This window comes from Martinezella sp. CNPSo 3957, from assembly GCF_057784395.1.
This window is the reverse complement of record NZ_JBXSOU010000001.1, coordinates 273,560-287,367: the sequence shown is the minus strand read 5'-3', so window position 1 is coordinate 287,367 and position 13,808 is coordinate 273,560. Positions and strand designations below refer to the sequence as shown.

Annotated in this window: 14 protein-coding genes and 1 pseudogene; 4 read left to right on the top strand and 11 right to left on the bottom strand. The window is 59.0% G+C overall.

Features of this window, described 5'->3' with window-relative positions; genetic code table 11:
- Nucleotides 1–10: 10 nt before the first annotated feature.
- Genes AC13QE_RS01370 through AC13QE_RS01355 form a run of 4 tightly spaced genes read right to left on the bottom strand, consistent with a single transcriptional unit; the run spans nt 11 to nt 3,644 of the window.
- On the bottom strand, nt 11–775 hold the full coding sequence (locus tag AC13QE_RS01370) for an SDR family NAD(P)-dependent oxidoreductase (protein WP_488482861.1): 765 nt from the start codon (nt 773–775) through the stop codon (nt 11–13).
- Nucleotides 775–1,620: an ABC transporter permease gene (locus AC13QE_RS01365; protein ID WP_488482248.1), complete on the bottom strand. Its 846-nt coding sequence runs from the start codon at nt 1,618–1,620 to the stop codon at nt 775–777. Before AC13QE_RS01365 ends, AC13QE_RS01370 begins: the two co-directional genes overlap by 1 nt.
- A gap of 2 nt (nt 1,621–1,622) precedes the next feature.
- On the bottom strand, nt 1,623–2,522 hold the full coding sequence (locus AC13QE_RS01360; protein WP_488482247.1) for an ABC transporter permease: 900 nt from the start codon (nt 2,520–2,522) through the stop codon (nt 1,623–1,625).
- Nucleotides 2,523–2,570: 48 nt separating this feature from the next.
- Nucleotides 2,571–3,644: an ABC transporter ATP-binding protein gene (locus AC13QE_RS01355; RefSeq protein ID WP_488482246.1), complete on the bottom strand. Its 1,074-nt coding sequence runs from the start codon at nt 3,642–3,644 to the stop codon at nt 2,571–2,573.
- Between the two features lie 554 nt (nt 3,645–4,198).
- On the opposite strand from AC13QE_RS01355, the gene AC13QE_RS01350 reads away from it, so the two are divergent.
- A complete protein-coding gene (locus AC13QE_RS01350) occupies nt 4,199–5,209 on the top strand; it encodes a GntR family transcriptional regulator (RefSeq protein ID WP_488482245.1) in 1,011 nt (336 codons plus the stop codon).
- 75 nt (nt 5,210–5,284) lie between these two features.
- Here AC13QE_RS01350 and AC13QE_RS01345 read toward each other — a convergent pair whose 3' ends face one another.
- From AC13QE_RS01345 to AC13QE_RS01325, 5 genes are read right to left on the bottom strand one after another with little or no spacing between them, the layout of a single operon-like run.
- Nucleotides 5,285–6,256 (bottom strand): 5-oxoprolinase subunit C family protein, encoded by a 972-nt coding sequence (locus AC13QE_RS01345; RefSeq protein ID WP_488482244.1) that lies wholly within the window; start codon nt 6,254–6,256, stop codon nt 5,285–5,287.
- On the bottom strand, nt 6,246–7,121 hold the full coding sequence (locus AC13QE_RS01340; protein WP_488482243.1) for a 5-oxoprolinase subunit B family protein: 876 nt from the start codon (nt 7,119–7,121) through the stop codon (nt 6,246–6,248). Before AC13QE_RS01340 ends, AC13QE_RS01345 begins: the two co-directional genes overlap by 11 nt.
- Nucleotides 7,121–8,506, bottom strand: a complete 1,386-nt coding sequence (locus tag AC13QE_RS01335) for an acetyl-CoA carboxylase biotin carboxylase subunit (RefSeq protein WP_488482242.1) — start codon at nt 8,504–8,506, stop codon at nt 7,121–7,123. Before AC13QE_RS01335 ends, AC13QE_RS01340 begins: the two co-directional genes overlap by 1 nt.
- Nucleotides 8,503–8,745 carry an acetyl-CoA carboxylase gene (locus tag AC13QE_RS01330; protein ID WP_113409448.1) on the bottom strand — a complete coding sequence of 81 codons (243 nt, stop codon included), beginning with the start codon at nt 8,743–8,745 and terminating at the stop codon, nt 8,503–8,505. The genes AC13QE_RS01335 and AC13QE_RS01330 overlap by 4 nt, the downstream gene beginning before the upstream one ends.
- Nucleotides 8,732–9,538 carry a 5-oxoprolinase subunit PxpA gene (locus AC13QE_RS01325; RefSeq protein ID WP_488482241.1) on the bottom strand — a complete coding sequence of 269 codons (807 nt, stop codon included), beginning with the start codon at nt 9,536–9,538 and terminating at the stop codon, nt 8,732–8,734. Before AC13QE_RS01325 ends, AC13QE_RS01330 begins: the two co-directional genes overlap by 14 nt.
- A 257-nt stretch (nt 9,539–9,795) precedes the next feature.
- Here AC13QE_RS01325 and AC13QE_RS01320 point away from each other — a divergent pair, with 257 nt between their 5' ends.
- Entirely contained in the window at nt 9,796–10,704 is a 909-nt protein-coding gene (locus AC13QE_RS01320) for a LysR family transcriptional regulator (RefSeq protein ID WP_132721576.1), read from the top strand.
- A 252-nt stretch (nt 10,705–10,956) separates the two neighbouring features.
- Here the strand turns inward: AC13QE_RS01320 and AC13QE_RS01315 are convergent.
- A pseudogene (locus tag AC13QE_RS01315) lies at nt 10,957–11,181 on the bottom strand (winged helix-turn-helix domain-containing protein); the annotation flags it as partial.
- Nucleotides 11,182–11,410: 229 nt separating this feature from the next.
- Here AC13QE_RS01315 and AC13QE_RS01310 point away from each other — a divergent pair.
- Entirely contained in the window at nt 11,411–11,635 is a 225-nt protein-coding gene (locus AC13QE_RS01310) for a hypothetical protein (RefSeq protein ID WP_132721204.1), read from the top strand.
- Nucleotides 11,636–11,810: 175 nt separating this feature from the next.
- Nucleotides 11,811–12,734 (top strand): transporter, encoded by a 924-nt coding sequence (locus tag AC13QE_RS01305; RefSeq protein WP_488482240.1) that lies wholly within the window; start codon nt 11,811–11,813, stop codon nt 12,732–12,734.
- Here AC13QE_RS01305 and AC13QE_RS01300 read toward each other — a convergent pair.
- Nucleotides 12,718–13,689, bottom strand: a complete 972-nt coding sequence (locus AC13QE_RS01300; RefSeq protein WP_488482239.1) for a nucleotidyltransferase family protein — start codon at nt 13,687–13,689, stop codon at nt 12,718–12,720. The two genes, AC13QE_RS01305 and AC13QE_RS01300, sit on opposite strands and share 17 nt — an antisense overlap.
- Nucleotides 13,690–13,808 lie beyond the last annotated feature (119 nt).

Here is a 13,808-nt window from a genome sequence, read left to right as displayed (position 1 = left end):
CTTGTCTCCCTCAGAGCATCACATCGCCGGAATTCGGCCCGAGCGTCTGGCCGACGAAAAGGCTCGCGGCCGGCGAGGCCAGGAACGCCACGGTCGCGGCCACCTCTTCCGGTTCGCCAAAGCGGCCGAGCGGCAATTCGCGCTGCTTGCGTTCGCGCCATTCCTCGGAAAGACCGAGCACCAGCGGCGTATTGATCGGTCCGGGCGCTACCGCATTGACCCGTACGCCCCGGCTCGAGACCTCGCGGGCGAGCGCCTTTGTCATGCCGATGATCGCGGCCTTGGCGCCGGAATAATGAACAAGCTCGATGCCGCCGATCTGCCCGAGCTGGGAGGCGACATTGACGATGACACCCCCGCCCCGCGCCAGCATCGACGGCAAGACGGCCTTGGTCATCAGGAAGGTGCCGCGCACATGCACCGCAAACATCCGGTCGAAATCCTCAAGCTCGAGGTTTTCGAATGCCGCCTGATGCGCAATGCCGGCATTATTGACGAGAAGGGCGACGTCGCCGTGCGAGGCCTTGGCAGCCGCATGGATCGCGGCCACATCCTCCGGCCGCGCCACATCACCGGCGACCGCGACCGCCGCTCCGCCCGCCTTGATAATTTCCGAGGCAACAGACTTGGCGCGCTCCTCGGAAAGGTCATTGACCAGAACCGCATAACCGTCGGCGGCAAGGCGGAGCGCAATGGCACGGCCGATACCGGAGCCGGCGCCGGTGACAATGGCGGAGAGGGGGGCGGAGATCGGGGCGGAAGCCTTCTCAGCCATCATGCGTCCTCCTGGATGCGGATACGTTTGGCGCGCCGCACCGACAGACCCATCAGGATCGCGTAGGTGCCGAGAAGGGCGAAAGAGAAGAGCGTGGTCAGTACCCCGAAAGCGAAGACGTTCGGATGCACCTCGACCGAGAAGGTGCCGTAGATGGCGAGCGGCAGCGTCAGCTCACGACCGGAGGCAAATAGGGTCCGCGAGAACTCGTCATAGGAGAGCGTGAAGGCGAAGAGCATGGCCGAAAGCACGCCCGGAAAGATCAGCGGGAACGTGACCTTGCGGAAGGTGCGTGCCGGGGTAACACCGAGCGACCAGGAAGCTTCTTCCATACTGGGATCGAACCTGTTGAAGATGGCAAGCATGACGAGGAAGGCGAAGGGGAAGGTGTAGACGACATGCAGGACGAAGGCCGTGCTCCACCAATGGCGATCGATGCCGAAAGCATTGGCGACAAGCGCCATGCCGAGGCCGACGAGCACGCCCGGCACCATCATGCCGAGAACGATTAGATAGAAGGCCACGCCCGAACCGCGGAACTTGCGGCGAAAGGCCTGCGCTGACATGACACCGAGCACTGTCGAGACGATCATGGTCATCAGCGCCAGAAAGAGCGAGCGGACGAGCGCCTGGTCGATCGGCAGGGGCGCGATGCGCGACGGCGGCGTCAGACCGAAGAGATGCCGATACCAATAGGTCGACCATTCGATGATCGGGAATTGCGGACCACCCTCCGGACCGGTCTGGAACGACAGGATCGCAAGGACCGCGAGCGGGCCGTAGAGGAAGATCAGAAAGACGGTCGTATAGACGCCCAGGCCGAGCTTGATACCGCCAGCATTCATGATCAGAGCTCCTTTCTGAGGTCGACGACCTTGAGCAGGGCTGCGACAACAGCACCCATGATGATCGTCAGCACAACGCCGGCAACGGCGGCAAAGGCCCATTTCAGCGAGCCGACCTGGGTGACGATGATATTGCCCAGCAGATTGACCTTGCGGCCGGACAGGGCGGCGGAGGTCGCGAATTCACCCAGAACCATGACGGAGACGAAGATCGCACCGACCACCACGCCGGGCATCGAAAGCGGCAGGATGATCGTGCGGAAGATGCGCCAGAAGCCGGCACCAAGATCCTGGGCAGCCTCGATGACCGAGGCGTCGATACGACCCATCATAAAGGCGATCGGCCCGACCATGAAGACGCAGTAGATCTGGGTCATGCCGATAATGACGGACAGTTCCGAAAACAACAGTACCTCGATCGGCTGCCGAATAACGCCCAGATTCATCAGGATCATGTTGATGGCGCCCTCGGTGCCGAGCATCGGCCGCCAGGCAAGCACGCGGATCAGGAAGGAGGTCCAGAACGGGATGACGCAGAGCACGAGCAACACGGTCTGCAGCGTCTTGTTCTTGACGAGAAGCCCGACGAAGAGCGCCGCCGGATAGCCGACGACAAGCGTCGATACCAGCACCAGCAACCAGATGCGGATCGTCGTCCAGAGCGCGCCGAGATAGGTGGCGCTCGTCAGGAAGGTGATCCAGCTCTGCAAGGTCAGCGTCGGTTCGATCTTGAAAGTCGTCTGCGTCCAGAAGGAAACATAGACCATCATCAGCATCGGCAGGACTAGGAAGGCGACCATCCAGATCATGCCCGGCGCAAGAAGCCAGAATGTCTTGCTCGATCTCCGGCGCACGGCTGCGCCTTCCTGCACGGCTTCCTCGCTTGTCGCGACCATGGTCATCTCTCGCTCTCCTTGGAGGAACCGGTGGAAAGTTTCGAAGGGCTCACATCAACCGAAAACAAGGGCGTCCTCCTTCTTCCAAACGAGCGCATAGCGGTCCTTTTCGACAAAGGCCGGCGGACGGGCGTGGCTCAAATGGGATTCGACCTCGAAGACGTGGCCGCCATCGAGCGCAAAGAAGGAATTGACCGCTGCGCCGGAATATTCGCTGGCGATGAAATCCGCCTCGATGCGCACTTCGTCATCCGATAGCACTGCATCGCGGGAGCGGATCGAAACGCGGTCGTAGCGGATCGCATAGGCTGGCTGCGGCGCCTTTCGGCGCGAACCATTCAAAGGGAAGCGACCGGCCGGTCCGACGAAAGCATCCGCGACGACATCGCCTGCAAAGAGGTTATAGCAATTGAGAAAGCGAGCGACCGAGGCCGTTGCCGGGCTATTGTAAACGACGTCCGAGGCGGCGGCCTGCGCGATGCGGCCGCGATCGAGCACAAGCACCAGGTCCCCCATCGCCAGGGCTTCGCTCTCGCTGCCCGTGACATGCAGGAAGGTTACGCCGCAGCGTTCGCGGATGATCTTGAGCTCATTGCGCATGCGGCCCCGCAGATTGGCATCGAGCGCACCGAGCGGCTCGTCCAGCAGCACCATCTTCGGCTCCGTCACCAGTGTACGTGCCAAGGCGACGCGTTGGCGCTGGCCGCCGGAGATCTGCGTGACAGCGCGGTCGTCAAATCCGCTGAGGCCAACCAGCGACAGCATGTCCTGAACCCTTTTCGCCAGGACGCGCGCATCCGTCACCGGATCGACCTTGCGATTGCGCAGGCCGAAGGCAACATTCTCGGCAACGGAAAGATGCGGAAACAGAGCGAAGTTCTGAAAGACGAAGCCGATGCCGCGATCATGCGGCTCCACGCCATCGAGCCGTTTGCCGTGGAAAAGGATCGAACCGGCATCCGGTTCCTCGAAGCCGGCGATGACACGCAAAAGTGTCGTCTTACCGGAGCCGCTGGGGCCGAGCAGCGAGATATAGGCATTGTCAGGCAAAGAGAAATCTATCCCGTCCAGCGCGGCTGACGCGCCATAGGACTTGGTGACTTGGCTAAGCTGAAGAACGGTCGACACCGAATTCCCACCAGTTTCAAGGCAAGGACCATCCTTCGGGCAAAGCTCCGCTTTCGTCTGGATCGCATTGATCCGGACGGTCAGACGTAAGCCTGCATTCGCGCATGATCACATGCGCGTCAAAGAGATGTTCCTTGGCGTTTCAAAGAGTTCCACCTGCGACGCTTCTGACGAGCGCCTTGATGTTAGGAGCATTACATAAATGATTTTTGTATTCAATAGACTTTTTCCGAAAATGTCGAGCCTCGAAGTAACAATCGATTGAGGGACAGCTGAGGAAAGGCGGCGATATCGACGACCACCCCCGCTCTGCGCATAGAATTGGCGACAAAATGGTTATTGCAGCCGCCACAACGTGACACGCCGCACCCGGTATCATTCAGCAAATGGCGCCAATCGCTGCGCTACGCGTCAACAATCAGCGAAAATAGATTCACTGCATTCGCGAGCAGAAAACATATTTTGTATTCAATAGTCATTTATTTTTGCGCTATGTTAGAATTACAAAACGCGTAAGAGTGAGGCATCAGAACGACGTGAGTCCATTGCATCAGATGACCGAAAACCATGCGCGCCCGAATGCGCAAAAGCGTTACGAGATCGCCGAGGATGTTCTGCGTGGCAATATCGAGGACAACACGCTGCCGCGCGGCGTGGTCCTGCTCGAAGGGCCGATCGCCGATATCCTGCAGATTTCGCGCGCGCCCGTGCAGAGGGCGCTGCAGACGCTGGAGAGCGAAGGACTGGTGCATCGCTTCAACGGACGCGGCTATCTCGTCGGTCCCGCCGGCCAGGGCATCGAGCCGAAGCGCACCGATATCAAGACCCTCGGCCTGACCATCCCGCGCCACGCGGACGAAGCCTTGCAGAGCCGCGCCTCCTGGGAGCGGATCTACAATACCGTCGAGGCCGATGTCGCAGGCTGTGTCGTCTTCGGCCAGTACCGTATCATCGAGATCGAGCTTGCCGACCATTTCAACGTCAGCCGCACCGTCGTGCGCGACGTGCTGACCCGGCTTCGCGAACGCGGTCTCGTGCGCAAGAACCAATCCTCCCACTGGATCGCCGGCCCGCTGACGGCGCAGATGATCAAGGATCACTACGGCCTGCGCGGCATGCTGGAGCCGCAGGCGCTGGTCGCTGGGGCCAGCCGCGTCAACCGGGAACGGTTGAACGATCTGTTCCAGCGCCTCTCCGATCTCGAGCAGCACGAACCGGCCGACCACCTTGCGGCGCTGGAAGCCATCCATGCCGACTTCATCGAGATTTGCATTCTCGCGACGCCGAACGAGCGGCTGAAGGAATCCATCCGCAACAATCTGCTGCCTGTCACGGCGACGGAAAGATTGCTGCGGCGGCTCGGGCTGCCCGGCGATCCCGCCATCATCACGGAACTGCGCCTGATCGCGGAACTGCTGCTGCGAGGTGCCGTCAAGGCGGCGGCGGCGATGATGGAGAACCATCTCGAAGCCTCGGTCGACCGCACGATCGCGCAAATGAAGATCGTCGCCATCATTCCCGGCCCTGGCGTGACGGCCGCTTATCTGACCCGCGTTCTCGAATGAGACGCTGGCGATCCCTGATCCATTCCATGCGCGCCGGAAACGGTGGATCGAAGAGGCAGCCATCCGCTTGATCCCCTACGCCAGAGCAGCGCGAAGGCGCGCAAGCAATGCCTGCCGGTCTGCCCGCGCCGCCAGTGCCTGATCCATGGTGACCTCCACGAATTGCGTCGGCGTATGCGGCTGCAGTTGGGCGATCAGATCCATGTCGGCCGAGATCACCGTTCCCAACATGAAATAGCCGCCGCCCGAGACGGCATCGCGATGCAGGATGATCGGCTCCGTTCCGCCGGGCACCTGGATGGAGCCATAGGGATAGCAGCTGTCTACAATATTCGACGGATCCGAGCCTGCGCCGAAGGGCTGCTTGCGCTCGACGAATTCAAGCTTGCGGCCGCCGCGGAAGCGATACCCCATGCGATCGGCTTCCGGCGCCACCTTCCACTGATCGGCAAAGAAGTTGCTCTTTGTCTGTTCGGTCAACCGATCCCAATAGAGCCCAGGCAAAACCCGGAGCTCGGCCGGCGTGCCGGGCTTGCGTCGTAGTTCCTCGGCAACGGATCTACCCGCTCTATCCAAGGAGCCCGAGCCGACGGGAAGCTCGTCTCCGGTGGCGATGGCCTTACCGTTAAGACCACCGAGGGCACCGATCACATAGGTCGATCGGCTGCCGAGCGCTTCAGGAACATCGATGCCGCCGGACACCGCGATGCAGACCCGCGCCCCGGCCTTCAGAAAGTCGAAGCTTACGGTCTGCCCTGCCCTGACCTTGAGCGCCGTCCATCCCGGCTGCAGCTCGCCATCGATCCTGACGGGCATGTCCGCACCGGTAACGGCAATCAGGGCATCGTCGAGAAATTCGAGCTTGGGGCCCATGAAGACTGCTTCGAGCCCGGCCGCACCCTCATCATTGCCGACGAGGAGATTTGCCGCCCGCATCGCATAACGATCCATGGCGCCGCCGATGGGGATGCCGAGATGGAAATAACCGGGCCGTCCGAGATCCTGAATGGTGGTGGAAAGGCCGTGATGAAGAACCTTAATGGCCATGCAGCGCGCCCTCCAGCCTGGTGTTGTAACCGTCGATATCGGCCTGGTATTGCCTAAGATCGAAACTGACCTCGCGGATCGGTGGAGTGAAGCGACCCTTGTCGACGTCCTCGACTGCCTGGTCGTAGCCATCGCGATCGATTGGCCGGAACTTCACAATGTCGCCGGGACGGAAGAACACCATGAAATCGCGGAGATAACTCGTCGTTTGCGTGGGATCGAAGATCGGCATCGGCGTGATGCCAAACATCTGATAGCCGCCAGCCCCGCGCACCGAATAGATACAGCCGAAGCAGCCGCCATGTCCCACAGTCAGCCGCGGCGTATCGGTTCGCGGGCGCAGATATTTCGGCACCTCGATCTGCCGCTGCCGCTCCACCATCTGATACATGAACGGCAGTCCGGCGACGAAGCCGACCATAGAAACGAACCAAGGCGAGCCGGCATGGGCCGAAATGAATTCCTTCGCCGCGTCGTAACCATTGATCCTGGCAGCGTAGTCGAGATCGGTCCCCGTCGGCTCCTGATGCCGCTCGCGGAAACGCATCAGCGTCTCATGCGTCCAGGGATCATTGTAGAAAACCGGGATTTCGACGATGCGGGTGGTAATGACCGGCTCCGCCTTTTCGGCGGCACCCTCGATCGCCCTGACCTCGCGCAAGAGATCGTCCGGCTTGATTATGTCGGGATCGAACTTGATCTGGAAGGAGGCGTTGGCAGGGCAGATTTCGGTGACGCCTTTGATGGCGCTCTCGCGCACCCCTCTCGCCATCGACAGGCTCTTGAAGAAGGCTTCGAGCGACATCTCGTCGCTGCATTCGACGAAGAGATGCTCATCACCTCCGAACGTAAAGCGAGCAGGCATCAGGCAACCTCCGCCGATATGCCGTCAACCGCGGCAAAATCGGTCTCCAGCCAGGACTCGAGAAAACGCGTATGGAATGCTCCCTTGCGCACCGACGGGTCGCGAGCGAGCGCGAGGTGCAGAGGGATCGTCGTTGGCAAGCCCTCGATCGTCAGATTGGAAAGGGCGGCGGCCAACCTGTCGAGGCAGGCATTGCGATCCTCGGCCCAGACGATCAGCTTGCCGAGCAGGGAATCGTAGAAGGGCGGCACGGTATAGCCTGCATAAAGCATCGTATCGAAACGGATGCCTTCTCCCTCCGGAATCGAGAGCCGCGTCACGGTGCCCGGCGCCGGCAGAAAGCCTTTGGCCGGGTCTTCGGCATTGATCCGGCACTCGATAGCATGACCGCGTGCCCGAATATCGGACTGCGACAGCGACAAGGGAGCGCCACTCGCCACCTTGAACATTTCCTGCACCAAATCGATGCCGGTAATCATTTCGGTTACCGGATGCTCGACCTGGATGCGGGTATTCACTTCGATGAAATAGAACTGCCTGCTATCCTCGTCGTAGAGATATTCGACGGTGCCCGCGCCGCGATAGCCGACTTCCGCGGCAAGCGCGACGGCGCTGGCGCAGAGGCGCTGCCTGATGTCATCAGGAAGAAGAAAAGCCTGCGCTTCCTCCCACACCTTCTGGCGGCGCCGCTGCAGCGAGCATTCGCGCTCGAAGCAATGGACGAAATTCCGCCCGTCGCCGAAAATCTGCACCTCGATATGCCGGGCGCGGGTGATGACCTTCTCCATGTAGAGGCCGCCATCGCCGAAAGCGGCCGCCGCCTCCGCCGAGGCAAGTGGAAACTGCTCTCGAAGTTCGGCGAGCGACTGAACGATGCGGATACCGCGCCCGCCGCCACCGGCGGCCGCCTTGATCATCACGGGAAAACCGGTGCGCTCGGCAATCGCCTCGGCGGCAGCAATATCCGCCACACGGCCGTCACTTCCGGGAACTGTCGGAACACCCGCTCGTTTCGCAATTTCGCGAGCTGCCACCTTGTCGCCAAGCAGCCGGATCGCCTCGCCGCTCGGTCCGATGAAGATCATGCCCGCCGCCGCCACGGCATCGGCGAAATCTCCGTTCTCCGACAGAAACCCGTATCCCGGATGGACGGCATCGACACCAGCAGCCCGCGCAGCAGCGATGATGGCTTCGATGTTCAGGTAGGATTTCTTAGGAGCCGGCGAGCCGATATTGATCGCCTCATCCGCGAGCTTGACCGCAAGCATGTCAGCATCCGCAGCGCTATAGACCTGCACGCTACGAATGCCGAGCGCCTTGGCAGCCCTGATGATCCTGACGGCGATTTCGCCGCGGTTGGCAATGAGGACCGAGCGGATCGTCATGGATCCACCTCCGCGATGATTTGCCCGGCCATCACAGGCTCTTCATTGTCGACGAGGAAGGTGATGTTCTTGCCGTCGAGCCCGGCCGGAATCTGCTGGAAGGTTTTCATGACCTCGATAAGGCCGATCGTATCACTGGCGGCAACGGCATCGCCATCAGCCTTGAAGGGCGGCGTATCCGGAGAGGAAGCCCGGTAGAAGGTTCCCGGAAGGGGTGATCTGATCTCAAGCTTGCTCATGGGACCTCCGCGCTGCGTCGCTGTTCAAAATCTGTGAAACGGGTGCAATTTTTATGCCTTCGGCAATGAGGGCCTCGCGCATGTGGCGCACGATATCGAGCGCACCCAAAGTGTCGGAGTGAAAACAGATGGAATCGAAGGCGATCGGAATATCTGCACCGTTGACGGTACGCACGACGCCTTCGGTGCAAGCTCTCACGACCTTGCGCGCAATTGCCTTTGGATTAGGGCGGCCGGCGTCCCTGGTGAAGACGATCCAGCCCGTATCACCGTAGTCGCGATCGGCATAGAACTCGCGCACGATAGGTTGACCCGCCTCCTGCGCAGCAAGGCAGGTTGCCGAACCATCCATGCAGAACACGAACATGTTCGGTGCGACGGTGCGCATATATTGGATGAAGATCTGGGAGAGATCGGCGTTCGCCGCCAATTCCATATAGAGAGCGCCATGCGGCTTTACATGCTGGACGGGCACGCCATGGCGTCTGGCAAATTCGCGTAGCGCACCGACCTGATAGATCAGATCGTTGACGATCTCGCGGCTGGTGCCGTTGATCTTGCGCCGTCCGAAGCCCTGGAGATCGTTATAGCCGGGATGAGCTCCGACGCCGACGCCGTGGGCGGCGGCCATCCGCACGGTCTCATCCATCAGATTGGGATCGCCGGCGTGAAACCCGGTGGCAATATTGGTCGAACTGATGAGCGAGATAAGCTCCTCGTCATGCGCATCGCCGATCCGCCACCGGCCGAAGGCCTCCCCCATGTCGCAATTGATATCGACAGCTTCCTTCAAATGCCTTCCCTCGCACCTGCATCCCATCGGGACCGATATGTGAACGCTAGAGGCAAAGGCTGCCGTTGAAAAATACAATTTTTAAAGCCATGATATCTGATAAACTGATATCTATGCTTAAAATAGCATCAGAAAATATCCAGCAATATCAACTGTATATTAAAGTTGCGTACGGTTTATCGAAAATCAGCTCGTTTTAGATCCATGAAATCTGAATCGCAGCAGATGTTTTCAGATAAATAGATGGGAGGAACTTCATGAGCTTGAGCCTGCGGCAGCTTCGCTACTTCGTCGCAACGGCGGAATATGGACAAATCTCGCATGCGGCCGTCAGCCTGTCGATCTCCCAATCTGCCGTCACTGCGGCGATCAAGGATCTCGAACTCACGGTCGGCGTCTCTCTGTTCAACCGCACGCCACAGGGCATGGACCTGACGACAGCAGGCCGGCAATTCCTGTCCCATGCCTATGAGATCCTGGCGAAGGTTGACGAGGCGACCCATCTCAACCTCGTCAGCAGCGACATCGAAGGCGAGCTCGTCGTCGCAGCGACCTACACCGTCATCGGCTATTTCCTGCCGATGCACATCGAGCGTATCCGCCGCCTCTATCCGAAGCTGAAAATCCAGCTCTACGAAGTCAATCGCGAGTCGATCGAAGAAGGCTTGCTGACCAATCGCTACGACATTTCGGTCTTGCTGACTTCCAACATCCTCAATCCGATGTTGACGACCGAGACGCTTCTAAGTTCGGTCAGGCGCCTCTGGCTGCCAGCCGGCCACGACCTGCAACGCCGCGACGGGATAGGTCTGCGTGAAATCGCCGAAGAGCCCTACATCATGCTGACGGTCGATGAGGCGGCACATTCTTCGTTGCGCTACTGGAGCCAGAGTTCCTATCAGCCCAAGGTGCTCCTGAGGACCAGTTCGATCGAGGCTGTCAGGTCGATGGTGGCAAACGGCCTCGGCGTCGCCATTTTGTCGGACATGGTGCACCGACCCTGGTCGCTGGAAGGAAGGCGCATCGAGACCGTCAACATACAGGACCCGGTTCCGCCCATGGATGTGGGACTCGCCTGGCGAGCCAATGTCGAGTTCAGCCCGCCCATGCTTGCCTTCCGCCGTTATTTCCAACAGGCCTATAGCCTGCCGGGTACGAACGCATAAATGCCTGGCGAGCAAAACCAATTCAACGCATCGAGTACCGCGACCTTTGAAGAAGCGAAACAAATTGGCTGTTATCAGGACAGAGAACATCTGTACTTTTGAAGGGAGTCGAACCAACGACCCTTTCTGAAATTTATCTAACCTACTGAACCATATGCGTTTCGTGGGATAAGGTTCTACTACGGAACATCCTTTGGTAAGCGAGAGGCAGCAATTCATCTGGCCTGCGTCGAGGACCCCGTCGTTCCGGGTTTAGGATTCCGCCGACGATCTGTAACCAACGCCACGAACACCGGACATCATTCCATGCGCGCCCGCCTGCTCAGACTTCTTGCGGAGATTGCTGGCGTGACTGTCTACGGTGCGATCGAGCGCGTCGCTGCCCGGAAGGCAGGCATCCACGAGCTCACCGCGTGTGAAAACCCTTGTGGGCGCCCTGGCCATATGGGCGAGTAGCCGGAGCTCGGTAAGAGTGAGCGAGGCCGCAGTCAACCGCGGGCACCAAACGTTGGCATCAATCCACTAGCGGCGGGCTGCGATATGGAAGGTTGCCGATCTGATGGCTTCAACCTTGTTGCAAGTTTCATCATATTGTGACAATGTATATTTTGCCAAGATGCGAGCATAAAATATGCATCTCTGAGTTAACATTTATACTCTCTCATGAATAGTACTTGCAATAATCACACTAGGAGGGGAGTCTTTCATGGACAGGCATGATAAATCAGAAAATATCGGTCCGAGCCGGCGAGAATTTGTCGAAGGGTGTGGAAAATATGCGGTCGTGGCACCACCTGTTCTGACCTTCTTACTTTCAACCACACTGAGTTCGGGCGCGATCGCCAAATCCGGCCAAGGCAACAATGGCTACGGCAATGGCGGCGATGATGGCGTGCCGGGTAATTCCGGCAAGGAAGACATCGATCGCTGATCGATTTGCCCGGAACATGATACTGCTGCCGGGTAGGGACATTCTCATTGCGCAGTTGGGCGATGCTTTTGCCTTGTTCAACTGCCAAGAGCAGCGTTTATATGAAGTCGACAGTCTTGCGGCTTGGACCTGGCAGCAGGTTTCAAATTGTGCCGCGGGTATAGGCTGGAGCCAATTGTCGGCGCAATTTTCATCCGAATGCAAGCTGGCAAGGCCGGACGCCGAAGCCTTGCTCGATCGCTATGTCGGGCTCGGTATCCTTCATGTATGCCAGGGCTCGGCATCCATTTTCGCGGTTGCTCTGAATGACTCCAGATGGATGATCGAGTGTCCCGATGTCTTATCCGCAGAATTGAAGCAGCTCTTTCGCGGCATCGCCATTCCAATGGAGCCCGGATGCAGGCATGAACATCTCGTCATCAGGCTCAATGCGGATCGATATGAGCTGACTGCGGCCGGCAAAAGCATAGGCGTGGTCGGGCGGGCGGAAATTATCCCGGCAATAAAAGCCTTTCTGACCGAGGCATTGCTGCAGACCGATTTCACGCTCGCGTTGCATGCGGCTCTTCTGCGGCTTGGAGACAGGCAATTGTTAATTGCCGGCGCCCCCGGAGCAGGTAAGACGACGCTCGCACTTGCCCTCTCGGCCGAGAATGGGTGCTCGCTGCTCGGCGATGATATCGTCATCGTTGACGAAAAGGGCGCGCTTCGAGGTATTCCGTTTCCGGCTGCCGTAAAAAGGGGAAGCTGGACCCTTTTGCAGACTTTCCAACCTGAAGTTGCGTCAAGCCCCACTTACGTTCGTTCCGACGGAAAAGAAGTCAGATTCATTCCCGGCGATATCGATAGCGACCATATTGCGCCGGCTCGCTCGACGACAATGATCTTTCTGCGTCAGAATGTTGCGCGGCGACAATCATTGTCGAGGATGTCGCCTCTTCTGGCCTTTCAAAGATTGCTCACTGAAGCGGCTGCGCCCACTCGCAGGCTGACGGATCAGGCGTTCGCCGCGCTGAGCAAGGCCGTCAACATCTCCCGCGTATATGAAATGGAGGTCGGCCCGCTCGGGCAAGCCGTCGAGATCATACGAGATCTTTGACGCTCTTCGAGGCGCGGGTTCTGAGAGCTTTCTGTCCCTTGCGCATAATGCGCCCGGGCAGTTCGCTCCACGGCCCTCGAAATCGCCAGCGGATCTGCAAAATGCGGATGCCCCAAGCGGTGCGGCCGACGGCCTGAACGGCACCTCCCAGCAAGGGGTGATATTCCCGGGATCGCAGACCGTGATGCCACTTTATCCATGCTGGAATTGGCCTGTCTCGCACGATATCGGTTCCGAAAATCGAACGCAGCGCCAATAATTGTGTATCCAGCATTGCTCGGCCCAAGGAGTCCGAGAGCAGGGCATCCAATTCATGCCAATCGATCCCTTCAGGCGCTTTTGCGAGCCGGTAAAGCTCGAAAAGATTTCGCAGGTCGATATGAAGAGCCCAAAGATGCCCATCCTTCAGCATGTCGTGCACAATCCAGTGCTGGGCTTGAAGTGTCGGCGAAAGGATGCGTGCCTTTCCCGACCCGACACGGATTTCCTCGGAATGTTTCGAAAGACGCGTGTCTGAAGGCCAATATTGCGGATATCTGCCGGGCGGATAATGCAGATCGACAGCCCCGACATCCTTGGATCTGCCCCAACCAAGGGCCTCGATCGGAAGATATCCAAGCTGAAGGAGGCACTTTTGCGCCAATTCCTTTTCATTGTCGGCAACGGTGACATCGATGTCGCGCGTGATGCGATCCACGCACGCAAGTGCGAGGAGCGCTGTGCCTTTGTTGAGCGTCGGTACGATCCCTGCAACGTTCAACGCGACAACCAGCTCCTCCAGTTGCGCCAGCAGCCGTGCATTTCTCACCTTATTGCAGCGGTGGATGAAACCCAGGAACGAAAGCACGTCTTCCGGCAGGAGGTCTTGACGGTCGTTCGCCGATATGGCCGACCAAATTGCCGGCGTCAGCAAAGTATTGTTCGCGAGCGCCAATACAGCGTCCCAATCGGTCACACCCGATGGATCTCCTCGTAAGCAAGATGCGAGCTGCATGAAGCTTAATGTGGTCGATTTCATTTCTATTGTTCTGACATTCAGCCATATAGCCAGTAATGGATCGGAATTTTTCTATA

Coding starts and splice junctions, on each gene's coding strand:
- AC13QE_RS01370 (WP_488482861.1), bottom strand. CDS start 775: ATGGCTGAGAAGGCTTCCGCCCCGATCTCCGCCCCCCTCTCCGCCATT.
- AC13QE_RS01365 (WP_488482248.1), bottom strand. CDS start 1,620: ATGAATGCTGGCGGTATCAAGCTCGGCCTGGGCGTCTATACGACCGTC.
- AC13QE_RS01360 (WP_488482247.1), bottom strand. CDS start 2,522: ATGACCATGGTCGCGACAAGCGAGGAAGCCGTGCAGGAAGGCGCAGCC.
- AC13QE_RS01350 (WP_488482245.1), top strand. CDS start 4,199: ATGACCGAAAACCATGCGCGCCCGAATGCGCAAAAGCGTTACGAGATC.
- AC13QE_RS01345 (WP_488482244.1), bottom strand. CDS start 6,256: ATGGCCATTAAGGTTCTTCATCACGGCCTTTCCACCACCATTCAGGAT.
- AC13QE_RS01340 (WP_488482243.1), bottom strand. CDS start 7,121: ATGCCTGCTCGCTTTACGTTCGGAGGTGATGAGCATCTCTTCGTCGAA.
- AC13QE_RS01335 (WP_488482242.1), bottom strand. CDS start 8,506: ATGACGATCCGCTCGGTCCTCATTGCCAACCGCGGCGAAATCGCCGTC.
- AC13QE_RS01330 (WP_113409448.1), bottom strand. CDS start 8,745: ATGAGCAAGCTTGAGATCAGATCACCCCTTCCGGGAACCTTCTACCGG.
- AC13QE_RS01320 (WP_132721576.1), top strand. CDS start 9,796: ATGAGCTTGAGCCTGCGGCAGCTTCGCTACTTCGTCGCAACGGCGGAA.
- AC13QE_RS01310 (WP_132721204.1), top strand. CDS start 11,411: ATGGACAGGCATGATAAATCAGAAAATATCGGTCCGAGCCGGCGAGAA.